The sequence below is a fragment of the Streptomyces sp. ADMS genome (assembly GCF_033441795.1).
Classification (GTDB): Bacteria; Actinomycetota; Actinomycetes; order Streptomycetales; family Streptomycetaceae; genus Streptomyces.
Genome location: NZ_JAVFVX010000092.1, coordinates 1 through 24,099 on the forward strand (window position 1 = coordinate 1; position 24,099 = coordinate 24,099).

Here is a 24,099-nt window from a genome sequence, read left to right on the forward strand (position 1 = left end):
CGAGAGGTACCTGCGGGGCGAACTGACCACGCAGCAGGCTCCGCTGCCCGCCAGGGTCACCGCCGAGAGCCAGTTGCAGGGCATCGGCGAGTTCTGGCAGGCCATGGGAGGGCGGCCCAAGGCCATCCTCCACTACAGCGTCACGCTCAGCGTCGACGTCTTCGAATCAGCCGAGGTCGGGCCCGAGGTGACCGAGACGGTCGTCCGGGTCGGCCGGGGCGTGGACCACGAGTCATGACGAGGGGGAGATCCCACAGATGCCGCAGTATCTAGCGCCTGGAGTGTACGTCGAAGAGGTTCCCTCGGCGATCAAGCCGATCGCCGGGGCGGGAACCAGCACCGCGGGCTTCGTGGGCGTCGTGGACGACACGGTCACGATGCCGCTGCTCCCCGGCCGGTCCGGGCTGAAGGCCGACGGCACCACCCCCGAGCCCGCCGACCTCGCCACGGTGGCCCCCGCCGGCGAGGCACAGCTCGTGGACGGCTGGGAGAGCTTCAAGAACCTGTTCGGTGAGATCCAGCCGGGGAACAGCACGCTCGCCCATGCGGTCTACGGCTTCTTCAACAACGGCGGCGGCCGCTGCTGGATCACCCGGGTCGCGCCCCACGAGGACGCGGACCAGGTGGAGACGAGCCTGATCGCCGCGCTGGACACCTTCACCGTCATCGACGAGATCGCCCTGGTCGCGGTCCCCGGCGCGGTGAGCGACGCGGTGCAGGGTGCACTCCTCGACCACTGCGAGAACCAGTACCTCCAGGACCGTTTCGCGATCCTCGACGGTCGGCAGACCACCACGCTGACCAAGGAAGCGATCCGCGGCGGCACCCGTGACAGCAGCTACGGGGCGATCTACTACCCGTGGATCGACGTCGGTGCCAAGGACGCGGACGGCAGCCCGGTGTACCAGCCGCCGAGCGGTCACCTCGCCGGGGTCTACGCCCGCGTCGACACCGAACGGGGCGTGCACAAGGCGCCGGCCAACGAGGTCATCCGCGGCGCGCTGGGCCTTCAGACGCTGGTCGGCAAGCAGGGCCAGGCCGGGCTCAACCCCGACGGCATCAACGTGATCCGCAGGTTCGACGGCAACAACACGGTCTGGGGGGCCCGCACGATGGCGGGCGCGTCGCAGGCCGAATGGCGCTACATCAGCTCCCGGAGGCTGTTCAACTTCCTGCGCGAGTCGATCGACGAGGGCACCCAGTGGGCGGTCTTCGAGCCGAACGCCCCGGAGCTCTGGTCGAAGATGCGCCGTAACGTCGGCGCATTCCTGAACACCGTGTGGGCCTCCGGCGCGCTTCTGGGCAACACGCCCGAAGAGGCGTTCTACGTGCGCTGCGACGAGACGGTCAACCCCGCGGCGGTCCGGGAGGCGGGCCAACTGGTGGTCGAGGTCGGGGTGGCGCTGGTGCGGCCCGCCGAGTTCGTCGTCTTCCGGATCAGCCAGTGGGCCGGCGGGGTCGAGTAGCACCTTGCCGGACGAGACCGTGACCCAGCAACCGACCCCGGGCGTGCTCCGGCAGGACGTGTTCCCGCCGCCGGCACCGAGCTTCCTCACCGGGGTGCCCGCTTTCCTCGGCCGGGCGGCCGAAGGACCGCGCACGCCACAGCGGCTGACGCTGTGGCCGCAGTTCGAGGCTGCCTACGGCGCGACGCCGGACGGCTTCCTGGCCGACGCGGTCCGGGGCTTCTTCGACAACGGCGGGCTGCTGTGCCACGTCGTACGACTCGACGAGTCGAAGGCGCCCTCGGTCGCGTTGCAGGCCGCGCTGGAGGCGCTGGACGGTCTGGAGGACGACGTCGACCTCGTCTGCGCCCCCGACCTCGTCACGGCGGCGCCGTGGCCGGCGGGCGGCTCCCTCGACACGGTCGTCGGCCTGCAACGGGTGCTCCTGCGGCACTGCCGGGACCGGGGCGACCGGTTCGCGCTGCTCGACGGCGTACCCACGACGGACCCGGCGGTGGTCGCGGCCCAGTGCGCGGCGCTGACCGGGGCGGACGGCGCCTTCGGTGCGCTGTACTACCCGTGGCTGTGGGCACCGGGCCGGGACGGGCGGTTGCGGTACCTGCCGCCGTCCGGGCATGTGGCAGGCGTGTACTCGGCCGGCGACCAGCGGGTCGGCGTGCAGAAGGCGCCCGCCAACACGGTGGTCGAGGGTGTCGTGGACCTGCAGGTGAGCCTCGCCGCGGCCGATGTGGGGACGCTGTACGGGCAAGGGGTGAACTGCCTGCGGGCGCTGCCCGGTCGGGGCGTCCGAGTCTGGGGTGCGCGGACCCTCGCCGCGGACCCGGCCTGGCATGACGTGACCGCGCGGCGCCTGGTCGGCACCATCGGCCGGTGGATCGAGCGGTTCATGACGGGCCTGGTCCACGAGCCCAACGGCATACGGCTCTGGGTGCGGATCATGCGGGAACTCACCGCGTACCTCGACGAACTGTTCCAGCGTGGCGCGCTGAAGGGCCGTACACCGGCCGAGGCGTTCTTCGTCAAGTGCGACCACGAGACCAATCCCCCGGCGGTCGTCGCGGCGGGGGTGGTGGTGACCCAGATCGGTGTGGCTCCGACCGCACCCGCCGAGTTCGTCACCGTTCGCGTCATCCATGGTGCGAGCGGTGTGACGGTCGACGCGGTGTGAATGATTTCGAAAACTTCGAAGGAAACGTCGAAGAAAGCTTTGAAGACAGCTTCGACGACACGTTCGACAGGAAATTCAACAAGAAGGAGGTGCGGTTGTGGACAGGGTCGATCCTTATTTCGGCTACAACTTCTCGGTGGAGCTCGACGGCATGACCCGGGCCGGTTTTCGGGAGTGTTCCGGACTGGAGAGCAGCCAGAGCGCCGCCGAATACCGCGAGGGAATGGACGCGAACCTGGCCCCGCGGAAGATCCCCGGTCTGAACAGCTACGGCGACATCACGCTCAGCCGCGGTGTGACGAACGACAGCAAGCTGTGGGAGTGGCGGCAGCGGGTCATGAAGGGCACCGTGGAGCGGCACAACGTGTCGATCACGCTGCTCGACCAGCAGGGCGGTCCCCGGGTGACCTGGAACCTGTTCGAGTGCTGGCCGAAGTCGTGGTCCGGCCCCAGCCTCAACGCGACCAGCGACGAGATCGCCGTCGAGCAGCTCACGCTCGCCTGCGAACGCATCGAGGTCGACCAGTGGAGCTAGCGGGCGGCGTCACCGAGGCTCGCCGCACGGAGTTCCCGTTCACCCTGCCGCACGGCCTCGTCGCGCCGGACGGCACGGTGCATCGCGAGGGCACCATGCGGATGTCCACCGCGCTGGACGAGATCGAGCCGATCAAGGATCCGCGGGTGCGGTCGAACCCGGGGTATCTGGTCATCATCCTGCTGACCCGGGTGATCACGAAGCTGGGTGGCCTGGAGTACATCAACACCCACACCGTCGAGAACCTGTACTCGGGCGATCTCGCCTATCTCCAGGACTTCTACCAGCGCATCAACACCAGCGGGCATTCCCGGCTCCAGGTGGACTGCCCGCACTGCAGCGGGTCGTTCGAAGTGGAGCCCCCCAGCCTGGGGGAATAACGCGCTACTCCCCGGACCGGCTGCACGAGGAAGTAGCGTACGTGGCTTATCACTTTCACTGGCCCTATCTCGACATCATGCAGCTCGACCATCACGAACGGCAGCGCTGGGTCGCCGAAATCGCCCGTATCAACGAGCGGCTCAACGAACACGGAGGGGCAGGGGTGCGGCGATGACGTCGACCGGAATTCCGCTCGGACTGAGCTGGGCGCCCACCGCCGTGGGCAACTGGACCGGGCTGCGCCTGCCGGACCCGTTCGCCACCTTCAACTTCGCGGTGGAGATCGAGGGCCTGCTGGTCGGCGGCTTCACCGAGGTCAGCGGCCTGGAGAGCCGGATCGAGATGGAGTCCTACCGGGAGGGCGGGGTCAACGGCTTCGTGCACCAGCTGCCCGGTGCGGCCAGCGCCTCCCCCCTGGTGCTGCGGCACGGGCTGAGCGCGATCAGCGAGCTCTGGAACTGGTACGACAACACGGCCCGCGGCGTCATCCAGCGCAAGAACGGCACGATCGCCCTGCTCGACCGGCGCCGGATCCCGGTGATGTGGTGGAACTTCCGCAACGCGCTTCCGGTGCGCTGGACCGGCCCGACGTTCAACGCCGGAACCGACGAGGTCGGCTTCGAGTCCCTGGAGCTGGCGCACGAGGGACTGACCAAACCGCTGCTGGGACAGGCCCTCGCACTGGGCCACGGCATCGCCGACATGGCCGGCTGACAGGAAACCCCGAGATGGACGACGACACGACCTTCGACCCGGCGCTGGTCCACCGGCTGTCACGGAGGGCACTGCGCCCCGGGGTGGTCGACCCGGGTCAGGCACGGGCCGTACTCACCCGGCACCACGGCATGACACCCGCGCTCCCGCTGGCCGAGTCGGCCTCACGGTATGCGGACCCGGTGTCGCACGCCCGTTCGACGGTGCCCATCGTGTACGCGCACCCCGCGCCGCCTGGGCAGTCCGGGCCCTCGGTCGGAGGTGCGGATGCGGCCGGTCCGGGCTCGTCGGCACCGGCCGGGTCCATGCCGGTTGCCGCGGCGCGCCGCGCACCGGTGGCCTCGGACGGACCCGCCGCCTCGGACGGACCGGCGGCGTCGGCTCGTACCGCCCGGTCCGCAGCGGCGGAGGCGGGTCCCGCACGGACCACGGCCGGTCCGGGTGCCAGCGGTTCACCGTCGCGCCCCGCGGCATCCCCGGCCGTGACGGGGACGACGCCCATGATCCAGCGCAAGGTCGCCGCGCCGCCCGCCCCCACGGCCTCTCCGCCCGCCCGTGCCGGATCCGGGCCCGCGCCGGCGCTTCGTGTGCCAGGCCCGCCCGCGCCCCGCGGTCCGCTGTCGACGCGGGGCACAGCCGGGGCACCTGGTCCCTCGCTGCCCGGCCGAGCCGGTTCCCCTGTGTCGCCGAAGCCGCTCGCTTCCGGTCCGGCGACTTCCGGTCCGGCGACTTCCGGTCCGGTGATGGCGTACGTCCCGTCGGCGCCCCGCCGTGGCCCGGTCGCCCCGGCGGCACCCGGTCGGCCGGCCCTCGCCCAGCCGGCCCTCGTCCGGCCGGGCTCCGTGGCGTCGGGTCCCGCCGTACGGTCCGGTTCCGCCGACGGTCCGCACCCGCCCGTGCACACACCGCCCCCGACCGTTGCCGCCCACCCCGCACCGGCGCCGTACCCTTCGACACCCGGCGCGCAGCTCTCCGCCGGGGCGGCGCCGGCCGAGGTGGTTGCCGCGCGACAGCCGGGGGCCCAACCGGTACGGCCCCTGCCCCTGGCCGTGACCACGGCGGCGACCGCACCCCATGGCGGCCCGTCATCCGGCACGCCCGCATGGCAGGCATCCGGCGTGCCATCGCAGCCGGTGGTCCCGGGCACGGCGCAGGACGCGCACGCAGTGCGCCCAGCGCACCCCGGACACGCGGACCCCGCAGGCCACCCGCCCCGCGCCGACCGCGGCACCGAGCAGCCGGACCCGGCGGAGGCCGCGCCGGTGGACGTCGCGCACCTCGCGGACCTGGTGCACCACCGGATCGTGCGCAGGCTGGCCGTCGAGGCCGAACGCCGGGGGGTGCGGCGGTGACCTTCAACAAGGCGGCGGGGCTGGCGAGCACCCTGCTCGGTGTCGGCCCGGGCGGCGGCGGGCTGCAGAAGCTGACCATCTCCCACGACGGAACGGACTTCGCGGACAACGGACCGATCGAGGCGCTGTTCAACCCGCACGAGATCAGCCGGTCGCGGTCGGTCACCTGGGAGGCGTCCGACCCGGCGTGGGGCGCGTGGACCTGGAGCGGCCTGCAGCACGAGTTCGGGGCCGTGCAACCCGCGACGCTCTCGCTCGAATTGTTCTTCGACACCTACGAGTCGAGGGCGAGCGCGTCGGCCTGGGCACGGGCCACCTCGTTCGTGACGCCGCCCAACCCGTTCCAGACCGGTGACGCGACCGACGTCACGGCGCTGACCAGCCGGGTGGCGCGGCTGGCCGAGGTCGACACGGAGCTGCACCGCCCACCGCAGTGCACGCTCTCCTGGGGTGAGTTCTCCGAGATCTTCACCGGTGTGCTCACCCGGCTCGACGAACGGTTCACGATGTTCCTGCCCGACGGCACGCCGGTGCGGGCCACCCTCTCGTGCAGCTTCGTCGAGTCCCTCACCGACGCGCAGTTGCGGGAGCGGGAACTGCACTCGGCCGACGTGGACAAGACGTGGACGGTCCGGCGCAACGACACGCTGCACAGCATCGCCGCCGCGGAGTACCGGGACCCGCGCCTGTGGCGGCACATCGCCTCGGCCAACGGCATCGTCAACCCGCGTGACCTTCGACCGGGGATGGTCCTGACCATTCCCCGGCTGGGCTGAGCGGAGGGCCACGCGATGAAGACCGCAGAATCCGTGCCGGACCTCGACATCCGCTGCGACGGTGTGCGCCTGCCGCCGGACGCCCGCCTCGACGTGGAGTCGGTGACCGTCCTGGAGGATCTCGAGGCGCTCAGCATGTTCACTCTGACGCTGCGCAACTGGGACTCCGAGCGGCTGGCAGTCTCCTGGTCGGACTCCCCGCTCTTCGCGGTCGGCACCGAGGTGCGGATCTCGCTCGGGTTCATCGGCGACGTGCACCCGGTGATGACCGGGGAGGTCACCAGTCTGGAACCCGCCTTCACCGCGGGCCGGCTGCCCAGGCTGACCGTCCGGGGTTACGACTACCGGCACCGGCTGGCCCGTGGTCAGCGCACCCGCACCTTCACCCGCACCAAGGACAGCGCCATCGCCCGCCAACTGGCCCGGGAAGCGGGACTGCGGGCCGAGGTGACCGACACCCGGACCGGCCTCGACTACGTGGTGCAGAACAACCAGACGGATCTGGAGTTCCTCCAGAAACGGGCGAGACTGATCGGGTACGAGGTCCACGTGCGGGACAAGGTGCTGTACTTCCGGCCACCGCAGCACGGCCGTCCGCCGTCGGCGACGCTGCGTGTCGGCGACGACATCTCCGAGTTCACGCCCCGGTTGCGCGCGCTGACCCAGGTGCGTGAACACTCCGTGCGGGGCTGGGACGTGGCGCGCAAGCAGGCCGTCGTCGCCACCGTGGCCGCCGGCCAGGAATCAACCACCATGGGCGGCAGCGCCACCGGCCCCCGCCAGGCCGGCCGGGCCTTCGGCAGGGCGGCGTCGGTCAGCACGGACCTGCCGGTGCCGAACCGGGACCGGGCCGACCAGATGGCCCGCGGCCAGTTCGACGACCTGGCGCTCACCTACATCACCGGCGAGGCCGAGTGCGAGGGACAGCCCCGCCTGCACGCCGGCGAAGTGGTCGACATCCAGGGCGCGGGCACCACCTTCAGCGGCCCCTACTACCTCACCTCCGTCAGCCACTCGGTGACCGCCGCCGAGGGCTACCGGACCAGTCTCCAGGTACGGAGGAACGCCGCATGACGGAGATCTTCGACCATCTGGCGGGCCAGGAGCCCGGCCGGGCGGACGGGCGGTTCCACGGGGTGGCGATCGGCATCGTCACCAACAACCGTGACCCGGACGGCCTTGGGCGGGTCAAGGTGGCCCTGCCCTGGCTGGCGGACGACGCCGAGACCGACTGGGCGCGGGTGGCGGTCCCGATGGCCGGCGCCGGCCGTGGCTTCTCCTTCCTGCCCGAGGTCGACGACGAGGTCCTGGTCGCCTTCGAGCACGGCAACCCCGAGGTCCCCTACGTCGTCGGTGCGCTGTGGAACGGCAAGGACAGACCGCCGGTCACCAACGGCGACGGCCGCAACGACACACGGGCGATCACCTCCCGCAGCGGGCACGTGATCCGGCTGGTCGACACCGACCGGGACGAGCGCATCGAGATCGTCGACAGGAGTGCCGGGAACAGCATCGTGATCAGCACGAAGGACAACCGGATCACGATCACCGCGACTGCGGACGTCGTCATCTCCGCCGGCGGGAAGCTGCGGCTCAGCGGCAACGGTGTCGAGATCACGTCCAAGGCCGACGTGAACGTGGAGGCGAAGTCCGCGCTCGCGGTCAAGTCCGGCGGACGGCTGGCCATCAAGGGCAGCCAGGTCAACATCAACTGATTGGGGGGTGGAATTCCATGGGGCAGTTCGCTGCGAAGCAGGGTGACCTGGTGACGGCCACCGACATCCATATCGTCATGGTGCCCGGAGGACCGGCGCCGGTGCCGACGCCGTTGCCGCACCCGTTCACCGGGATCATCAACGGTGGACTGAGTGCCGACGTCACCATCATGGGCAAGCCGGCGGCGGTGGCCGGGTCCACCGCCGAGAACACCCCGGCGCACCTGCCCGCCCCGCCGGGCACCTCGTTCCAGAAGCAGCCGTCGAACACGGCCACCCTCGAAGGCGGCAGCACGACCGTGAGGATCAACGGGAAGCCCGCGATCAGGACCGGTGACCGGGCCTCGACCTGCAACGATCCGCAGGACCTCCCCAGCGGGACGGTCATGGCCACGGGCACGGTGACGATCGGATGACCGAAGTGACGGACAGCGGCTTCCTCGGCACCGGCTGGGCGTTCCCAGTCGGCTCCGACCCCGAACAGGGCATACGGCTGACCGGGAGCGGTGCGGAGGCGATCCGCCAGTCGATCTGGCTGATCCTCGGCACCGCGCCCGGCGAGCGCGTGATGCGGCCGGACTTCGGCTGCGGCATCCACGACGCCGTCTTCGACGTCAACGACGCGAGCACCGCGGGACGCGTCAGCCGGTCGGTGCGTGAGGCGCTGACCCGCTGGGAACCGCGGATCGACGTACTGGACGTCTACGCGGCGCCCGACCCCGAGGACCGGCACCGGCTGCTCATCGAGATCAACTACCGGATGCGGTCGAACAACAGCCGCTTCAACCTCGTCTACCCCTTCTACGCCGTATGACCGGACAGCCCCCACCCATCGACCCCCGCGACCGCGCAGCCCTGGTCGCGCAGACCACCGCGCTGGCGACCCGTTACAGCGGCTGGCAGCCGCCCGCCGACGGACGTCCGGACGGCGGCCAGGCGCTGATCGGCGTCTTCGCCCGCTTCGCCGAACTGGTGGTGCAGCGCCTCAACCAGGTGCCGGACCGCGACTACCTCGCGTTCCTCAACCTGATCGGGACCCAGCTGTCGCCGCCTCTGCCGGCGCGCGTGCCGCTCACCTTCCAGCTGGCCGAAGGCAGCCGGACCGACGCGCTGGTCCCGGCCGGCACACAGGTCGCCGCCGACCCGCGGGACGGCGAGGACGACGAGGTCGTCTTCGAGACAGGGACCGACCTTGTCGTGACCCGGTCCCGACTGCGAGCCGTCGTCGTGGACGACGCCCCGCACGACACCTACGACGACCGCAGCGCCGAGGCGACCGGCGACCAGGACGAACCGTTCGCCGCGTTCACCGGCGAACGGCCGGTGCCGCACCAGCTCTTCGTCGCCTGCGACCCGGTACTGACCGCCGAGGGAACCAAGGACGTCACGCTGATCCTGGCGACCCCGGACGGCACGCTGCTCGACGGGTGGCCGATCTCCTGGGCGTACTGGGACGGCACCCGGTGGCAGCCGGCGGAGGCGGACACCGCCCCGCAGAACGGCGCCTGGACGGTGACCCTCACCGGCCTGCCACAACTGCCCCCGTACGAGGTGAACGGCACCTCGGCCGGCTGGCTGCGCGCCCAGCTCGACATGCCGCTGCCGCCCGGCACCTCCGGGCTGCCGCCCGACGCGGTCGCGACCGGCCGTCGTGCACCCCAGGACGACGCCGCCGGGGTGTTCCCGTTCGGGGACACCGACCAGGGCCAGTGGTTCTACCTCAGCGTCGACGAGACGGTGGCGGCCCGCGGGGCCACCGTCCGGCTCGCGGTGACCCTGGCACGACCGGGGGTGGCCGGTGACCCGGCGACCCCGGTGCGGCTGGTGTGGTCGTACAAGGACGGCGACGAGTGGCAGCGGCTCGGTGAGTCCAGCACGGAGGCGGAGACGGCCGACGCGGGCGGCACCGGCCTGCGGGACGGCACGCTGGCGATGACCCGAGACGGCGGGATCAGCTTCCGCGTACCGGCCGACTGGCCCGCCGAACTGTTCCAGGGGCGGTCCGGGCACTGGCTCCGGGCGGAGATCGTCCAGGACGGCGCGGCCTACGCCCGCCTGCCGCAGCTGGCGTCGCTGACCGTGGGCCACGACTGGGATCCGCCCTCCGTCACCGGCATCGAGATGCGCACGGAGACCGTGCCGGAGCCGGTGGCGCCGCCCGGAGCGTTCACCAACGGCACCCCGCTGGACGTGACCAAGGACTTCCACCCCTTCGGCGAGCAGCCGCGCTTCAACGACACCTTCTATCTGGCCTGCCCTCAGAGCCTGGTGCGGCCGGGTTCGGCCCTCACCCTCGACGTAACCCTGACCAACGGCCCGGACGGCCCCGTCCCGCCGGTGAACACCGACGGCGACCCGCGGATCGTCTGGGAGGTATGGGACGGTAAGGGCTGGCGCCCGGCGACCGTCGACGACCCCGACTACTCCTTCACCGCCGACGCCACCCTGCTGCTCACCCCGCCCGACGGCTTCGCACGCACCGAGGTGGGCGGCGTAGAGGAGTACTGGCTGCGCATCCGGCTGATCGGCGGCGACTACGGGGCCGCGGCCCACTACACCCGCAACGGCGACGGCTCCTACGAGCTGGTCGACGCCACGTTCGCACCGCCGGTCGTCACCACCCTGTCGTGGAGTTCCCCGGAGCCGACGGCGCCCGTCCCGGCACCGGTCTGCGTCACGCACAACGACTTCAGCCTCGTCACCCACCACCTGGACCCGGGTACCCCGTGGTCCGTCACCCCCTTCACCCCGCATCCGGAGCAGGACTCCGCCCTCTACCTCGGCTTCGACCAGCCGTTCGACACCCGACCGGTCACGCTCTACCTCCAGGTCGAACCGCCGGAACCGGAGGAGGTGGCGGCCGACCGGCTCGCCGGGACCGACCTGACCGACCGCGTCGGCCTGGTGTGGGAGTACGGCGGTCCCGACGGCTGGCAGCCGCTGGCCGCGGTCGACGAGACCGCGACCCTGTCCGGCCGGGGCATGGTGCGGTTCGTCGGACCGGCCGACCTGACCGCCAGGGAGCACTTCGGACAGAGCCACTGCTGGTTGCGGCTCCGCCTGCGGCACGGAGGTTTCCCGGTCACGCCGCGGCTGCGCCGGATCCTGCCGAACACGACCTGGGCGACGCAGGCCGTCACCGTCACCGACGAGATCCCCGGATCGGGCACTGCCCAGGCCGACCAGCGGCTCAGCACCGCACAGAGCCCGGTCCTGGCCGGTCAGCGGCTGGTGGTACGGGAGCCGGAACGCCCGTTGGCGGCAGAGGAGGCCGAACTCACCGAGGCCGAAGGCGCCGACGCCGTGACGGTCACCGAAGACCCGTCGGAGGTCTGGGTACGGTGGCACGAGGTGACCGACTTCCACCGCTCCGGTCCGCTCGACCGCCACTACACCATCGACCGCCAGAGCGGTGAGATCCGCTTCGGTGACGGTCTGGCCGGGCGGGTGGTACCGCGCGGGCAGAGCAACATCCGGGTCACCTACCGCACGGGCGGCGGCGAGGAGGGCAACCGCGCCGCGGGGACCGTCGTGACACTGAAGTCCGCCGTCCCCTCCATCGACTCCGTCACCCATCACGAGCCGGCCTCCGGCGGCAGCGCGTGGGAACCGCTGGACCGGGTGCGCGCCAGGGGGCCGAGGTCGTTGCGCCACCGCGACCGCGCCGTCACGGCCCAGGACTTCGAGGACCTCGCCTACGAGTCCTCGGCCGAGGTGGCCCGGGTCCGGGCGGTGCCGCCCAGCCGGTACGACCCGTTCGACCTCTGGCTCGACCCGGCGGCCCCGCAGCCGGGCAGCGCGCACACGGAGGCGGAAGCGGACGCCGGCGGGGTCGGGATCGTCGTGGTCCCGCACTCCGGCGCTCCCCGGCCGGCACCCGGCCTGGGGCTGCTGCGCCGGGTCGAGGAGTACCTGCGGGCCAGATGCGGCCCGACCACCGCGCTCCGGGTCGCCGGCCCGGAGTGGATCGAGGTGACCGTCGCCGCGACGGTGGTGCCGTCCTCACCGGACGTCGCCGGGCTCGTCGGTGGACGGGTCGAGGAAACCCTGGAGCGCTTCCTGCACCCGCTGACCGGGGGGCCGGACGGCACCGGCTGGGCCTTCGGCCGTAAGCCGCATCGCTCCGATCTGTACGCGGCCATCGAGGCCGTCGACGGCGTCGGCCACGTCCCCGCACTCGCGGTGACGCAGGTGGCCCACTCCGACGAGCTCGGCGACCGGCTGGAGGCGGTGCTCGGCCGTTCACTGGCGCAGCTCGCGGCCGAGCCGACGGCCCCGGAACTGACCCGATGGCTGGAACGGGCACTGGTCTGTTCCGGCCGTCACCAGATCACCGTGACCCTGGGAGCGTGAGGAGTTCCGTGCCGATTCCCCTGCCGAGCCTCGACGACCACGACTTCGACGACCTGGTCGGCGAGGCGCGGGCTCTTCTCCCCGTGCTGCTGCCGGAGTGGACCGACCACAACCCCGGCGACCCCGGCATCGTCCTCGTCGAGCTGCTGGCCTGGCTGACCGAGATGCAGCTGTACCAGGTCGACCAGCTGCCGCAGAGCCACATCCTCAACTTCCTGCGGCTGCTCGGCGGCCCCCAGTGGTCACCGCCGGACACCGGCGGGCTCGACGCGGCCGTACGCCAGAGCGTCGCCGCGCTGCACGAACGCCACCGGGCCGCGACCGCGGACGACTACGAGTACCTGGTCCGCACGACCTGGCCCGAGCAGCCGGGGGCCGCCGGACTTCCCCGGGTACGGCGGGTGCGGTGCGTGGCGGGCCGGAACCTGGCCGGCACCGACCCGGCCGCGGCGGCCCCGGCGCACGTCAGCGTCGTCGTCCTCCCCGAGCCGGGCGGGACGGCGGACACACACCCGCTGCCCACCGGGGCACTGACCACCGCCCTGCGTGAATTCCTCGACCCACGACGCATCCTGACCGTCCGTCACCACGTGGTCGGACCGGAGTACGTCGACCTCGCGGTCTCGGCCGACCTCGCGCTGTACGAGGACACCGTGCCGGCGGACGCCCTCGGCGACGCACGGAACCGGCTGCGGGAGTTCTACGACCCGTTCACCGGCGGTGACACCCGCGACGGCTGGTCCTTCGGGCAGAGCGCGTACCTGTCCGAGGTGTACGCCGTACTCGAACAGTCGCCCCTGGCCGACTACATCGAGAACGTCCGCCTCACCCGCACCGGCACGGACGGCGACGCCGGCGTGGACGGCATCGCCCTGGACGCCCACCAGCTGGTGCGGCTGACCCGGGTGGACCTGACGGGCTACGACAGCTACGGCAGAACCCACCCGTCGACCTGGGAGCTGCCGACGTGAGCGGAGTGAGCGGCGTGAGCCGTGTGAGCAGCATGAGCCGCTATCTCGACCACCTGCCGGCGGTGTTCCGGGAGGACCCGTTCGCCGGCCGGTTCCTGCTGGCGTTCGAGGCCGTACTGACCGGCCGCGACGACATCGCTGGCCTCGAACAGCTCATCGAGCGCTCCGCTGACCACGTCGACCCGCTGGCCACCGGTGAGGACTTCCTGCCGTGGCTGGCCGGGTGGGTCGGCCTGAGCCTGCGCGCGGACTGGGACGCGGACACCAAGCGCGGGTTCATCCGCGAGATCGTGCCGTTGTACCGGCAGCGGGGAACCCTGGCCGGGCTGCGCCGGATGCTGGAGATCTACCTGCGACCCCTGGACGACGAGGTGACCCGCGACGACGTGGTGATCTTCGACGAGTTCGAGACACCCGCCCACTACTTCCAGGTCCAGCTGACGCTCGGCGACGCCGACCCCGGGCGGCTGCGCATTGTCCAGGAGATCGCCCGGGCGATCATCGACCAGGAGAAACCTGCCCACACCTTCTACGCGCTCAAGGTCGTGGTGCCCACGATGCGGCTGGTTTCCGAGGAACTGCGCGAACGCGAGGGAGGCGTACCGGAGTTGCTCATCCTCGGCCAGAACACCGTGCTCGGCACGCGTGACTCGACCTGATATTCGGAGGAAGCCCGATGGCGGACTACACCCAACCCGACGTCGTACCGAAGCGCGTCCGCTTCTTCGACGGGCAGTTCCTGCAGGACCAGGACTTCATCGACGAGCAGAGGTTCCATCTCGACCGTGAGCGCCGGCAGAGCCGGCTGCTGCGGCTGACCGGCGTCAGCACCGGCCTGACGGTGACCTCGGACGAGCCGTCCCGGATCACCGTGACCCGCGGCATGGCCGTGGACTCGCTGGGACGGCACCTCGTCCTGGCCGCCGACACGACCCTGCCGCTCGGCGAGGGCTTCGAGGACCGCCAGGGCATCGAGGTTCACCTGGCCTACCGGGAGGCCGCGACGGACGTGGCGCAGACCGGTGGGGCCAGCGCGCGCCGCTGGGACGAGAGCCCCAGGATCGTGGTGGTCGCCCCGGACGGCACCACCACGGTCGCCCCCGACGACGCCCCGCCCGACCTGGTCGGCCCCACGGTGCTGCTCGCCCGGCTCGCGGTGGCCGAGAACGGCGAGGTCACGGTGGACCTCACCGCGACGCAGCGATCCACCCTCTCCGTCGCGGGCGCGCTCGGCATCGGCACCACCGCCCCCGGCAGCGACCTGGAGATCGGCGACTACGGCCCGCGGGACCGGCACCTGACGTTCAAGGTGGCCGGCGGCGACGGACACCGCGGCGGGATCCACCTGCGGGCCGGCTCGGAGGACGAGAACGAGGGCTACTCCCTGGAGTACGACCGGCGGCCGGTCGCGGGACAGGGCCTGCACGTCAGGACCCACGGTCCCGACGATCCCGAGGACGGCACGACGAGGCTCTTCGTCGCCCCGGGCGGCGACGTCGGCATCGGCACCACCACGCCGGACAACCAAGGCGGATGGGACCGGGTCCTCGACGTCGTGGGCGCCGGGAGAACCAAACTGTCGGTGCGGACCGCCACCGTCGAGGGGCGTGTGGTGGCGCACGACGTGGGGGTGTTCGGTGCGAAGCCCGGCCTGGTCGTGGGCACCGAGTCCGCCAGCCCGCTGACTCTGGCCACCGGCGGGGCGGCTCGGCTCAGCGTCACCGCCGACGGCCACGTGGGTGTCGGCACCACCAGCCCGGACGGCACCGGGGAGTGGGGCCGGGTCGTGGACGTCCTCGGCGTCGGCAGCACCAAGCTGTCGGTGCGGACCGCGAAGGTGGACGGGCGCGTGGTGGCGCAGGACACGGGTGTGTTCGGCGCGGCGGCGGGCATGGCCGTGGGCACCGCGTCCGCCAGCGCTCTGACCTTCGTCACCAACCAGGCCGGCCGGCTCACCATCGCCGCGTCCGGCAACGTCGGCATCGGCACCTACAACCCCACGTCCAGGCTGACCGTCAGCGCCGAGGACAACCACCTGCAGCTGCGCCGGGAGAGGATCCAGCCCGACGAGGACAACAAGTACGTCTTCCTGGAGCTGTATCAGGACGACTCCGGACCGGCGACGTTTCCCGCGGCCTCCTTCAACATCAGGTTCAAGCATCACGGCTATTACCAGCACCGGATCGAGGCTGGACGGTGGGGGTTTCACTTCAAGCACGGAGATCTGCAGGACGACACGTACCGGGACATCTACGCCGCGCGGGTCACCGCCACGGAACTGGCGATCGGCGCGGTCACGATCGGCGAGGCCGAGCTGAACGTGCTGAAGAGACTCGCCGCAGGGCAGTTGAACGTCGAAGTCTTCAGCCCCCGCCTCGCGAAGTACGCCTATGCCTCCGACGTGACGTTGTCTGACAACAGGAACCACGTTCTCGCGCATGCCAATCCCTCCTCCGGTTACAGCCGCTGGGTTCTCAAGCCCATGGCTTCGCAATGACCACGCATCCCTGTGAAGGACGACCGACATGAGAGCCGAGATAGAAAAGCGCGTCTCCGAACTGGAGACGGAGTACCGGGACGGGCAGCGGATGCTCGCCGATCTGGAGGCCAAACGGGCCGACCTCCAGCAGACCGTGCTCCGCATCAGCGGCGCCCTCCAGGTGCTGAACGAACTCCTGGCCGCCGAGAAGGCCCCGGAGACCGACGGCGCCGAACCGGCACCGCCGGCAGCGGCAGCGCGTCGGCACGCGGACGTGTGAAGGGCCGACGCCCACCACGCGCCGTACCGCCTGACACCCGTTTGTCCCCCCGTACGTCCCCTGTACGTCCCGTGCCGGTCCGGCCGGGGCTCGTCCCACGTCTGGAGGTCCCATGGCGACCCCCCTGTCCGCGAGTCGCATCGTGGCCGCGTTGAAGGCCGAGGGTGTGAAGGTCGTCGAGGTCGACGGCTGGCGCACCCGCAACCGTAACCACAAGGGTGCCTGGGGCCCCGTGAACGGGGTGATGATCCACCACACCGTCACCTCGGGCACCAAAGCCAGCGTGGACCTCTGCCGCGACGGCTACGCCGCCCTGCCGGGCCCGCTGTGCCTCGGCGTCATCGCCAAGGACGGCACCGTCCACCTCGTCGGCAACGGCCGTACCAACCACGCGGGTTCGGGCGACGACGACGTGCTGAAGGCCGTCATCGCCGAACGCGCCACGCTGCCCGCCCCCAACGAGAACAACACGGACGGCAACACCCACTTCTACGGCTTCGAGTGCGTCAACCTCGGCGACGGCAAGGACCCCTGGCCCCAGGCGCAGTTGGACGCGATCAGGCGCGTGTCGGCCGCGCTGTGCCGGGCGCACGGCTGGTCCGCGCGGTCGGTGATCGCGCACAAGGAGTGGACCAACACCAAGATCGACCCGCGCGGGTTCTCCATGAAGGACCTGCGGGCCGACATCCAGCAGCAGCTCACCGGGAAACCCCAGCCGCAACAGGAGAAGGACGACGACATGGCCCTGACCGACGCCGACCTCGACAAGATAGCCCGCAAGGTGTGGGCACTCTCCGGTGACGACCCCCTGAAGGGCGGGACCACGAAGATCTCGAAGGAGATGTTGCTGTGGGGGATGGCCGGGCGCCTGCAGCGGGTGGAGACGGCGGTGGCGGCCCAGGCCGCCACGATCGACAAGCTCGTCGACGTGGTGGCGGCCGGTCCGGCCTCGGACCTCGACGCCCTGAAGGCGGAGATCCGGAAGGCCATCGAGGGCATCTCGGCGACCGTCCGCCTCGACGTGGGGAACTGAAGCAGAAGCCATAGGTGAAGCTGTGACAGTTGCGCCAGTCGCGGAGAACGCGGACACCGTCGCCGGGAAGATCTACGGTCCGCACTTCGGGTCCGCACTTCGGAGAACTCGCCCGCCAGCGGTGTTTCGAGCATGCCGAGTCCCCGGGCCACCGGCCCGATCCACCGGCCGCCGGGGGTGATGAACGGACATTCCGTCGCGACGCCGGACCCGCACCCCCTCGGCGGGTGACGCCGGGTCGTCCGGCCCGGCGGCACCCGCCTCGGACCCCGGAGTTGCCCAGAGGCCCGCTGTCAGCCGTCGTGGCCCATCGCCTTGCGTACCGCGTCTCCGGTGCGGTCCATGAGCGCGGCGACCGGCCCGAAGGCCATGTTCCTGGCTGCGGACTCCACGCCCGGGTGGGGATGCGTGGGTGCCATGGCCTCGGCCGCCTTCAACGCCTTGGCCATGGCGGCGAGGTCGGGCACGTCGTTGCTGCGGCGGACGTGGGTGAACCAGAACATCCCTGGCCGCCTATGAGTGCGACGGCTCCGATGCGGCCCGGGCGGTCCCGGGCTGGAACGTCTCCGTGATCTGGCGCAGGCGCAGCCGCTCCAGGGTGTCCTGCTGGCGGTCGGCGCGTCCCAGCAGGCCGTCGAGGTGTACGGGATCGAGGCGGCTGTCGGTCTCGGCCAGCCGGCGCAGGGTCCGCCAGAGAGCGGACTTTCCCTCCACGCCGATGCGCAGCAGCTCCAGCTCCAGCATGGGGGCGAGCGGAGAACGCCGGACGAACCTGCCGTTGGCCTTGAGCCGGCCCGCCCTCTCGGCCAGGCGGCCCGCGACGATCTTGTAGCGGCGCACGGAGATGTCGAGCGACCGCATGATCCGCACCAGGTCGGCCCGGTCCTCGGCGATCTCTTCGGCGATCGGTCGTACGGCGTCGGCGAGCGCCGGGTCCCGCTCGGACTCGGACTCTGCCAGCGACCGGGCCCGGTCCGTGCCGAGGGTGGCTCCGGCGAGATGGTCGTTGAGGTAGATGCCGAGCAGGTCGGTGTCGGTTCGGGTCGGGCGGTGATCGTACATAGGGCCTCTCCTCCTGCGACGGACAAGGATCGACGGGGATCGACGGGGGTCGATGGCGCGTCGGTGACGTCCGCCGAGTACCCCGTGAGGCCCGGTCACACCGCGCGGCGCGGTGCCGGCGCTGTTTCGGGCCATGGCCGGCGCGGACCAGCACTGCCGCGGCAGCCCGCGGACAGCTCCTGTGCGGCCGGCGGGGCCCGTCCGCCGGCCGGACGCGAGAAACGGGCCGCCGGTGCACTGACCGGTGTCATGGTGGCCGGAGCACGCCGTGGTGCTGCCCGCCCCGCGTCAACAACGCCTGGGGCCGGGGCACTTACCGGAGACCTGTCCGAGTCGCCGTACGGCGCCGGTGTGTGCCTCGCGCCTCACGACCGCTCGTCTCAGTGCCCTTCGACGTCCAGGACATTGCGTTTGCCGGTGTCCTCACGCTGGTCGTGCTTCGCGATCTCCGGGTGGTGCAGGTCGAACGCGGGGGATTCGGAGCGGATGCGCGGCAGGGTGGCGAAGTTGTGGCGCGGGGGCGGACAGGAGGTGGCCCACTCCAGGGAACGGCCGTATCCCCAGGGGTCGTCGACCTCGACGCGCTCGCCGTGCTGGGCGGTCTTCCACACGTTGTAGAGGAACGGCAGGGTGGACAGGCCCAGCAGGAAGGCGCCGATGGAGGAGACCGTGTTGAGGGCGGTGAAGCCGTCGGCGGCCAGATAGTCGGCGTACCGGCGGGGCATGCCCTCGGCGCCGAGCCAGTGCTGGATCAGGAACGTGGTGTGGAAGCCGACGAACAGGGTCCAGAAGTGGATCTTCTCCAGGCGGTGGTCGAGCATGGTGCCGGTCATCTTCGGCCACCAGAAGCTGAATCCGCCGAACATCGCGAAGACGATCGTGCCGAAGAGGACGTAGTGGAAGTGAGCCACGACGAAGTAGCTGTCGTGGACGTGGAAGTCCAGTGGTGGTGAGGCGAGCAGGACGCCGGTGAGGCCGCCGAACAGGAACGTGACGAGGAAGCCGGCCGCCCACAGCATCGGTGGCTCGAACGAGATCGAGCCCTTCCACATCGTGCCGATCCAGTTGAAGAACTTGACCCCGGTGGGCACGGCGATGAGGAAGCTCATGAAGGAGAAGAACGGCAGCAGCACCGCCCCGGTGGCGAACATGTGGTGCGCCCACACGGTCACGGACAGACCGGTGATGGCGAGGGTGGCGCCGATCAGCCCGAGGTAGCCGAAGATCGGCTTGCGGGCGAAGACCGGGATGATCTCGGTGACCACGCCGAAGAACGGCAGGGCCAGGATGTAGACCTCGGGGTGGCCGAAGAACCAGAACAGGTGCTGCCAGAGGATGGCGCCGCCGACCTCCGGGTCGAAGACGTGCGAGCCGAAGCGCCGGTCCGCCTCCAGCGCGAGCAGCGCGGCGGCCAGGACGGGGAAGGCGAGCAGGACCAGCACCGAGGTGAGCAGCACGTTCCAGGTGAAGATCGGCATCCGGAACATGGTCATGCCGGGGGCGCGCATACAGATGATGGTGGTGATGAAGTTGACCGCGCCGAGGATCGTGCCGAACCCGGCCAGCGCCAGCCCCATGATCCACAGGTCGCCGCCGACATGGCTGCTGCGGACGGGTCCGCTGAGGGGGGTGTAGGCGGTCCAGCCGAAGTCGGCGGCACCCTGGGGGGTGAGGAAGCTGGACAGGACGATCAGCCCGCCGAAGAGGAACAGCCAGTACGAGAGCATGTTCAGCCGGGGGAAGGCCACGTCCGGCGAGCCGATCTGCAGCGGCATGATCGCGTTGGCGAACCCGGCGAAGGTGGGGGTGGCGAACAGCAGCAGCATGATCGTGCCGTGCATCGTGAACGACTGGTTGTACTGCTCCGTGGACAGCAGTTGCAGGCCGGGCCGGGCCAGCTCCGCCCGGATCGCCATCGCCAGCGCGCCGCCGATCAGGAAGAAGCAGAACGAGGTGATCAGGTAGAGATGCCCGATCTTCTTGTGATCGGTCGTGGTCAGCCAGGAAACGACCACCCGGCCCTTGCCGCGCCGCCCCTCGACCGGCACCAGCGTGACCGGTTCCGCCTCAGCAGTCATCGGGTCCCTTATCCGTGGAAGTGACGCATTTCGGGTACCAAGGTTCCGTAGACACCCGGGCAGCGCACGCAGACGCGCTGTGAGGTACGGAGCGCATGCTGGGTAGCCGGCCGAGCGGAAACCAACCCTGCTGATTCGTCACGCTTTCCGGCACCGGCCGCATCTCTCATCGTCGGCACCGGCCGCGTCTCTCATCACCGGCACCGGGCGCCGAACCCAGGCGCCGGCGCGAGCTGCCGCAGCCCGGAGAGGTGGCCGTGGCCGCCCGCCCGAGACGGCCTCGTTCGGTCCGTTTGTGCCCAACGGCGACGGGTACCTGGCCGTGGCCCTGTCCGGCCCGGCCCGGCTCTACGAGGAGGCCCAGGTGACCTTCAATCCCCTGCAACAACAAGGCATTCCGCTCGACCGGCAGCTCCGCAACTGGCGTGATAGGAGTCCTCGCCATGGTCGGGAGGCGGGTCCATGGGGCCGGTCCACCCAGGGTGCTCCTGGTCCTGCTGGGGCAGGTCGGGGCGGGGATGCTTGTCGACGGGCTTCTCGGGAACGGGAGTCGCTCCTCGGTCGTGGATCGGCGCAGTGCGGCACGTTCGACACCCCGTTGCGAGGGGGCGTCGAGCCACTCCTCGGGGTGCCCACGCTGAAGTGATCCACACAGCCGGGCCCGGGTTCACGACGGGACACGCGGACGTGCGCGTGGTGACAGCACCTGGTCTCGCGAGAACCGGTTTGGTCCCCGCCGCACGGGGCACCCGGACCGGCAGGCGCTTGGGATCACAGGCCCGCCGCGGGAGCGGCCGGCCCTCGGCCGACGTGAGGTGAGTGCGATCCAGAGTCCTCCCGCTGCAACCCCTCCACCTCGTCAAAGGGAGAGCTCTCATGCTGATGGCCCACCCCACCGTCCTCGCCGACCTGATCGAGCAGTACGAAAGCCTGCGGGTCCGCCACGACGATGAGGCCGGCACCCAGGCGCGGCAGCGGCTCAGTGACGTCTCCTACACCCTGTGCGTCGCCACCGGCACCCGTGACATCACCGCCGCGCTGGCAGCCGCCCGCCGGCGGATCATGGGCGCCCGACCCGAACACGACGCCGTCAGAGCCGACGCCTGGCGCCTCCTGGCACCGAAGAGCTCGCCGCCGAGTCTGTGACGGGCGTTTCCCGAGGCCTCGGACGGGGACTCGGAACCGTGACCGGGCAAACCGGTGCAGAAGATCTACCGGTTCCCCAACGGGCCGGACGCGGAAGGAAGATGAAGTGCCGTGAGTGCGGAAGTCAGGAAGACGACGACCACTGACCGCAGGGCCGAGACCGGCTGGGCACGGGCCCGCCGGCTGCGCGGGAGCGGCCTGCGAACCTGTGTCCGGGCGACGCTCGACGGGAACGCCCGACAGGTGCGGCCGGGGGCCGAGGAGAACGTCATCAGGGGCGAGGACTGAGTCCCGCTGAAGCCCGGCCCGGCCAGGGAATCCCTGCTGCCGAGCGGACAGCCGGCCTCACGGCGGAGGCCGGCTCTGTCGTGGCCGTGCGGGGCCCATCGCGCCGTGGGACGGTCCGGCGGGCCCCGCTGACAGGACCTGTTTCGGCTGTGTGGAGGTGTGTGCCAGCTGCGGAAGCCCCTGTCCGTCTAGGCTGCTCCCGAGCACCTGAGCAGGTTGGCGCAGTGAGCGGACAGTGGTCTACGGGAGGGCTGACCTCATGAGCAGGGTCTGGTTCATCACCGGTGCGAGCAGCGGCTTCGGGCGAGCCGTCGCCGAAGCGGCGGTCGCCGCGGGGGACGTCGTCGTCGGCGCCGCACGGCGGACGGGCGCGCTGGACGGCTTTGTGGCCGCCCATCCCAAACAGGTCCAGGCGCTGCGCCTGGACGTCACCGACCTGGCCGCGGTCGAGACCGCCGTACAGGATGTCGTCGCGTGGCACGGGCGGATCGATGTGCTTGTCAACAACGCGGGGCGGACGCACGTCGGTGCCGTCGAGGAGACCACCGACGCGGAACTGCGGGCCCTGTTCGACCTGCATGTGTTCGGGCCCGCCGCACTCGTACGGGCCGTGCTGCCGCACATGCGGGAACGGCGCTCGGGCGCGATCGTGCAGATGAGCAGCGTGGGCGGGCAGCTGTCCTCCCCCGGCTTCGGGGCGTACAGCGGAACCAAGTTCGCGCTGGAGGGCATGTCCGAGGCGCTCGCAGCGGAGGTCCGGGAGTTCGGGATCAAGGTGCTGATCGTCGAACCGGGGGCCTTCAGGACCGACCTGTTCGACAGCGGCCGGGCGGGCGCCAGCCCCGAACTCGGCGCCTACGCCGGTACGGTCGGCAAGACCCGCCGCATGGTCGCCGAGAGCGACGGCGCCCAGCCCGGCGACCCGGCGAAGGCGGCGGCCCTGATCCTCGCCGCCCTCGACGCCGGGCACACCCCGCTGCGCCTGCCCCTCGGCGACGACGCGGTCACCGGCGTACTCGGCCATCTCGATCAGGTACGGGGTGATGTCGCCGGCTGGGAGAAGCGCGCGCGGGCGACGGGCTTCGAGGGCGGCTGACGCTGCCGGGGACGGATGTCAGGCCGGCGCCAGCCCTGTCTTGAGCCCCGCCCCGCACAACGGCACCACCGCCGTTCGCGTCCCGAACACCCCCTCCCGCACCGCCGCCCAGCAGGCCACGCCGGTCGACTCCACGTACAGCCCCTGGGACGCCAAGTCCCTCTGCGCGTGCCGGATCTGATCCTCCGTCACTGTCAGGAAGGTGCCGCCCGAGTCGCGTACCGCGCGCAGAATCTGGCGGGCGCGGGGCGGGTTGGGGATCGCGATGCCCTCCGCGAGGGTGGGAGACACCGGGGGCGGGGTGGTGCCGGTCAGGTCGGCGGCGCCCTCCGTCCAGGCGTGCGCCAGCGGGGCGACGGCCGCCGACTGGACGGCGTGGAGGGCGGGCCGCCGGTCGATGAGCCCCGCTCCGTGCAACTCGGCGATGGCCAGCGCCGCGCCCAGCAGCAGGGTGCCGTTGCCGACCGGCACGACGATGACATCGGGGAGACGGCCTCCCATGTCCTCCCACAGTTCGTGGACGTACGTCTTCGTGCCGTGCAGGAAGTACGGGTTGTGGACGTGGGAGGCGTAGAACGTGCCCGGGGCGTCCGCCGCCTCGCGGGCCGCTGCCGCGGCGGCCTCCCGGTCACCGTCGATCACTCGCACCCTCGCCCCGTGCGCCTGGATCTGCTCCAGCTTCTTCGCGGAGGTGCCCTCGGGGACGTACACCGTGCAGGGCAGACGGGCGCGGGCGCAGTAGGCGGCGATCGCCGTCCCGGCGTTGCCGCTGCTGTCGGCGATCACCTGGCGGGGGCCGAGACGCAGTGCCAGCTCGGCGAGGAGTACCGCGCCCCGGTCCTTGAAGGAGAGGGTCGGCATCAGGAAGTCGAGCTTCGCCGAGACGCCGTCGCGCAGTTCGACGAGGGGGGTGCGGCCCTCTCCGAGGCTGGTGGTGGGGGTGGAGAGGGGGAGCGTTTCGGCGTAGCGCCAGAGGGAGTTCACCCTGCCGGTGAGGGATTTGAGGGGCGCCGGGGTCGGGGCGAAGTCGAGATCCAGGGGGCCTCGGCAGAGGGGGCAGCACCAGGTGAGGGAGCCTGCGGGGACGCGGGTGCCGTCCGTGGGGCAGTAACAGTCCGGCAAGGGGGTCATGTACGCAGAGTAGTTGCGTACGGGGCTTCCCACCCGCATGCCGTTTGCGCATCCGTCCGGCGCGGGTCCAGGTAC

The 24,099-nt window shown here is 71.2% G+C and carries 26 protein-coding genes and 2 pseudogenes; 22 read left to right on the plus strand and 6 right to left on the minus strand.

The genetic code is table 11. The features are described 5' to 3' along the window. The 7 genes from RB628_RS30220 to RB628_RS30250 form a co-directional block, all read left to right on the plus strand. Positions 1-238 (plus strand): hypothetical protein (locus tag RB628_RS30220; RefSeq protein ID WP_318323729.1); only part of this gene is annotated, 238 nt, incomplete at its 5' end. A gap of 19 nt (positions 239-257) precedes the next feature. Continuing rightward, the gene (locus tag RB628_RS30225) at positions 258-1,466 is read left to right on the plus strand and encodes a phage tail sheath family protein (RefSeq protein ID WP_318323730.1); all 1,209 of its coding nucleotides are present in this window, start codon (positions 258-260) and stop codon (positions 1,464-1,466) included. 19 nt (positions 1,467-1,485) lie between these two features. Further along, positions 1,486-2,634, plus strand: a complete 1,149-nt coding sequence (locus tag RB628_RS30230; RefSeq protein ID WP_318323733.1) for a phage tail sheath family protein — start codon at positions 1,486-1,488, stop codon at positions 2,632-2,634. Between the two features lie 97 nt (positions 2,635-2,731). Then, positions 2,732-3,169: a phage tail protein gene (locus RB628_RS30235; protein WP_318323735.1), complete on the plus strand. Its 438-nt coding sequence runs from the start codon at positions 2,732-2,734 to the stop codon at positions 3,167-3,169. Beyond that, entirely contained in the window at positions 3,160-3,549 is a 390-nt protein-coding gene (locus RB628_RS30240) for a hypothetical protein (RefSeq protein WP_318323736.1), read from the plus strand. Before RB628_RS30235 ends, RB628_RS30240 begins: the two co-directional genes overlap by 10 nt. Further along, positions 3,546-3,725 carry a DUF6760 family protein gene (locus RB628_RS30245; RefSeq protein WP_318323770.1) on the plus strand — a complete coding sequence of 60 codons (180 nt, stop codon included), beginning with the start codon at positions 3,546-3,548 and terminating at the stop codon, positions 3,723-3,725. Before RB628_RS30240 ends, RB628_RS30245 begins: the two co-directional genes overlap by 4 nt. Beyond that, complete coding sequence (locus RB628_RS30250) at positions 3,722-4,264, plus strand: phage tail protein (protein WP_318323737.1); 543 nt, start codon at positions 3,722-3,724, stop codon at positions 4,262-4,264. Before RB628_RS30245 ends, RB628_RS30250 begins: the two co-directional genes overlap by 4 nt. A 97-nt stretch (positions 4,265-4,361) precedes the next feature. Here the strand turns inward: RB628_RS30250 and RB628_RS30255 are convergent, their stop codons facing one another. Next, complete coding sequence (locus tag RB628_RS30255) at positions 4,362-4,898, minus strand: hypothetical protein (RefSeq protein ID WP_318323739.1); 537 nt, start codon at positions 4,896-4,898, stop codon at positions 4,362-4,364. Positions 4,899-5,007: 109 nt separating this feature from the next. On the opposite strand from RB628_RS30255, the gene RB628_RS30260 reads away from it, so the two are divergent. The 12 genes from RB628_RS30260 (at position 5,008) to RB628_RS30315 (ending at position 17,223) form a co-directional block, all read left to right on the plus strand. Next, on the plus strand, positions 5,008-5,616 hold the full coding sequence (locus RB628_RS30260) for a hypothetical protein (protein WP_318323740.1): 609 nt from the start codon (positions 5,008-5,010) through the stop codon (positions 5,614-5,616). After that, positions 5,613-6,392: a CIS tube protein gene (locus tag RB628_RS30265; RefSeq protein ID WP_318323741.1), complete on the plus strand. Its 780-nt coding sequence runs from the start codon at positions 5,613-5,615 to the stop codon at positions 6,390-6,392. The genes RB628_RS30260 and RB628_RS30265 overlap by 4 nt, the downstream gene beginning before the upstream one ends. 15 nt (positions 6,393-6,407) lie before the next feature. Continuing rightward, complete coding sequence (locus RB628_RS30270) at positions 6,408-7,466, plus strand: phage late control D family protein (protein ID WP_318323742.1); 1,059 nt, start codon at positions 6,408-6,410, stop codon at positions 7,464-7,466. Further along, on the plus strand, positions 7,463-8,107 hold the full coding sequence (locus tag RB628_RS30275) for a phage baseplate assembly protein V (RefSeq protein ID WP_318323743.1): 645 nt from the start codon (positions 7,463-7,465) through the stop codon (positions 8,105-8,107). Before RB628_RS30270 ends, RB628_RS30275 begins: the two co-directional genes overlap by 4 nt. A gap of 17 nt (positions 8,108-8,124) precedes the next feature. Beyond that, positions 8,125-8,523: a PAAR domain-containing protein gene (locus RB628_RS30280; protein WP_318323745.1), complete on the plus strand. Its 399-nt coding sequence runs from the start codon at positions 8,125-8,127 to the stop codon at positions 8,521-8,523. After that, on the plus strand, positions 8,520-8,921 hold the full coding sequence (locus RB628_RS30285; RefSeq protein ID WP_318323747.1) for a GPW/gp25 family protein: 402 nt from the start codon (positions 8,520-8,522) through the stop codon (positions 8,919-8,921). Before RB628_RS30280 ends, RB628_RS30285 begins: the two co-directional genes overlap by 4 nt. After that, positions 8,918-12,460 carry a putative baseplate assembly protein gene (locus tag RB628_RS30290; protein WP_318323748.1) on the plus strand — a complete coding sequence of 1,181 codons (3,543 nt, stop codon included), beginning with the start codon at positions 8,918-8,920 and terminating at the stop codon, positions 12,458-12,460. Before RB628_RS30285 ends, RB628_RS30290 begins: the two co-directional genes overlap by 4 nt. Before the next feature lie 8 nt (positions 12,461-12,468). Beyond that, positions 12,469-13,431, plus strand: a complete 963-nt coding sequence (locus RB628_RS30295) for a hypothetical protein (RefSeq protein WP_318323749.1) — start codon at positions 12,469-12,471, stop codon at positions 13,429-13,431. A 14-nt stretch (positions 13,432-13,445) separates the two neighbouring features. Continuing rightward, positions 13,446-14,090, plus strand: a complete 645-nt coding sequence (locus RB628_RS30300) for a phage tail protein (RefSeq protein WP_318323750.1) — start codon at positions 13,446-13,448, stop codon at positions 14,088-14,090. Positions 14,091-14,107: 17 nt separating this feature from the next. Beyond that, positions 14,108-15,928: a hypothetical protein gene (locus RB628_RS30305; RefSeq protein ID WP_318323752.1), complete on the plus strand. Its 1,821-nt coding sequence runs from the start codon at positions 14,108-14,110 to the stop codon at positions 15,926-15,928. 28 nt (positions 15,929-15,956) lie between these two features. Then, positions 15,957-16,190: a hypothetical protein gene (locus tag RB628_RS30310; protein WP_318323753.1), complete on the plus strand. Its 234-nt coding sequence runs from the start codon at positions 15,957-15,959 to the stop codon at positions 16,188-16,190. Between the two features lie 112 nt (positions 16,191-16,302). Then, positions 16,303-17,223 carry a peptidoglycan recognition family protein gene (locus RB628_RS30315; RefSeq protein WP_318323754.1) on the plus strand — a complete coding sequence of 307 codons (921 nt, stop codon included), beginning with the start codon at positions 16,303-16,305 and terminating at the stop codon, positions 17,221-17,223. Positions 17,224-17,516: 293 nt separating this feature from the next. Here the strand turns inward: RB628_RS30315 and RB628_RS30320 are convergent. The 4 genes and pseudogenes from RB628_RS30320 to RB628_RS30335 all read right to left on the minus strand — a co-directional run. Continuing rightward, positions 17,517-17,717, minus strand: a pseudogene (locus RB628_RS30320) (hemerythrin domain-containing protein); the annotation flags it as partial. A 19-nt stretch (positions 17,718-17,736) separates the two neighbouring features. Beyond that, positions 17,737-18,285: a hypothetical protein gene (locus RB628_RS30325; RefSeq protein ID WP_318323755.1), complete on the minus strand. Its 549-nt coding sequence runs from the start codon at positions 18,283-18,285 to the stop codon at positions 17,737-17,739. 380 nt (positions 18,286-18,665) lie between these two features. Continuing rightward, a complete protein-coding gene (gene ctaD, locus RB628_RS30330; protein WP_318323756.1) occupies positions 18,666-20,363 on the minus strand; it encodes a cytochrome c oxidase subunit I in 1,698 nt (565 codons plus the stop codon). 374 nt (positions 20,364-20,737) lie between these two features. Next, positions 20,738-20,932, minus strand: a pseudogene (locus RB628_RS30335) (NAD(P)-dependent dehydrogenase); the annotation flags it as partial. Positions 20,933-21,239: 307 nt separating this feature from the next. On the opposite strand from RB628_RS30335, the gene RB628_RS30340 reads away from it, so the two are divergent. From RB628_RS30340 to RB628_RS30350, 3 genes are all read left to right on the plus strand, one after another. Beyond that, the gene (locus RB628_RS30340) at positions 21,240-21,509 is read left to right on the plus strand and encodes a DUF5133 domain-containing protein (RefSeq protein WP_318323757.1); all 270 of its coding nucleotides are present in this window, start codon (positions 21,240-21,242) and stop codon (positions 21,507-21,509) included. A gap of 111 nt (positions 21,510-21,620) precedes the next feature. Further along, positions 21,621-21,797: a hypothetical protein gene (locus tag RB628_RS30345; RefSeq protein WP_318323758.1), complete on the plus strand. Its 177-nt coding sequence runs from the start codon at positions 21,621-21,623 to the stop codon at positions 21,795-21,797. A 259-nt stretch (positions 21,798-22,056) separates the two neighbouring features. After that, positions 22,057-22,893: an oxidoreductase gene (locus RB628_RS30350; protein WP_318323759.1), complete on the plus strand. Its 837-nt coding sequence runs from the start codon at positions 22,057-22,059 to the stop codon at positions 22,891-22,893. 18 nt (positions 22,894-22,911) lie between these two features. Here RB628_RS30350 and RB628_RS30355 read toward each other — a convergent pair whose 3' ends face one another. Further along, on the minus strand, positions 22,912-24,024 hold the full coding sequence (locus RB628_RS30355) for a threonine synthase (RefSeq protein ID WP_318323760.1): 1,113 nt from the start codon (positions 24,022-24,024) through the stop codon (positions 22,912-22,914). Between the last annotated feature and the right edge of the window lie 75 nt (positions 24,025-24,099).

What these genes read in the sequence shown, in the direction of transcription:
- RB628_RS30315 (WP_318323754.1), top strand. Translation starts at nt 16,303, where the DNA reads ATGGCGACCCCCCTGTCCGCGAGTCGCATCGTGGCCGCGTTGAAGGCC.
- RB628_RS30340 (WP_318323757.1), top strand. Translation starts at nt 21,240, where the DNA reads ATGCTGATGGCCCACCCCACCGTCCTCGCCGACCTGATCGAGCAGTAC.
- RB628_RS30310 (WP_318323753.1), top strand. Translation starts at nt 15,957, where the DNA reads ATGAGAGCCGAGATAGAAAAGCGCGTCTCCGAACTGGAGACGGAGTAC.
- RB628_RS30285 (WP_318323747.1), top strand. Translation starts at nt 8,520, where the DNA reads ATGACCGAAGTGACGGACAGCGGCTTCCTCGGCACCGGCTGGGCGTTC.
- RB628_RS30260 (WP_318323740.1), top strand. Translation starts at nt 5,008, where the DNA reads ATGGCGTACGTCCCGTCGGCGCCCCGCCGTGGCCCGGTCGCCCCGGCG.
- RB628_RS30250 (WP_318323737.1), top strand. Translation starts at nt 3,722, where the DNA reads ATGACGTCGACCGGAATTCCGCTCGGACTGAGCTGGGCGCCCACCGCC.
- RB628_RS30280 (WP_318323745.1), top strand. Translation starts at nt 8,125, where the DNA reads ATGGGGCAGTTCGCTGCGAAGCAGGGTGACCTGGTGACGGCCACCGAC.
- ctaD (WP_318323756.1), bottom strand. Translation starts at nt 20,363, where the DNA reads ATGACTGCTGAGGCGGAACCGGTCACGCTGGTGCCGGTCGAGGGGCGG.
- RB628_RS30325 (WP_318323755.1), bottom strand. Translation starts at nt 18,285, where the DNA reads ATGTACGATCACCGCCCGACCCGAACCGACACCGACCTGCTCGGCATC.
- RB628_RS30350 (WP_318323759.1), top strand. Translation starts at nt 22,057, where the DNA reads ATGAGCAGGGTCTGGTTCATCACCGGTGCGAGCAGCGGCTTCGGGCGA.
- RB628_RS30290 (WP_318323748.1), top strand. Translation starts at nt 8,918, where the DNA reads ATGACCGGACAGCCCCCACCCATCGACCCCCGCGACCGCGCAGCCCTG.
- RB628_RS30270 (WP_318323742.1), top strand. Translation starts at nt 6,408, where the DNA reads ATGAAGACCGCAGAATCCGTGCCGGACCTCGACATCCGCTGCGACGGT.
- RB628_RS30225 (WP_318323730.1), top strand. Translation starts at nt 258, where the DNA reads ATGCCGCAGTATCTAGCGCCTGGAGTGTACGTCGAAGAGGTTCCCTCG.
- RB628_RS30305 (WP_318323752.1), top strand. Translation starts at nt 14,108, where the DNA reads ATGGCGGACTACACCCAACCCGACGTCGTACCGAAGCGCGTCCGCTTC.
- RB628_RS30355 (WP_318323760.1), bottom strand. Translation starts at nt 24,024, where the DNA reads ATGACCCCCTTGCCGGACTGTTACTGCCCCACGGACGGCACCCGCGTC.
- RB628_RS30275 (WP_318323743.1), top strand. Translation starts at nt 7,463, where the DNA reads ATGACGGAGATCTTCGACCATCTGGCGGGCCAGGAGCCCGGCCGGGCG.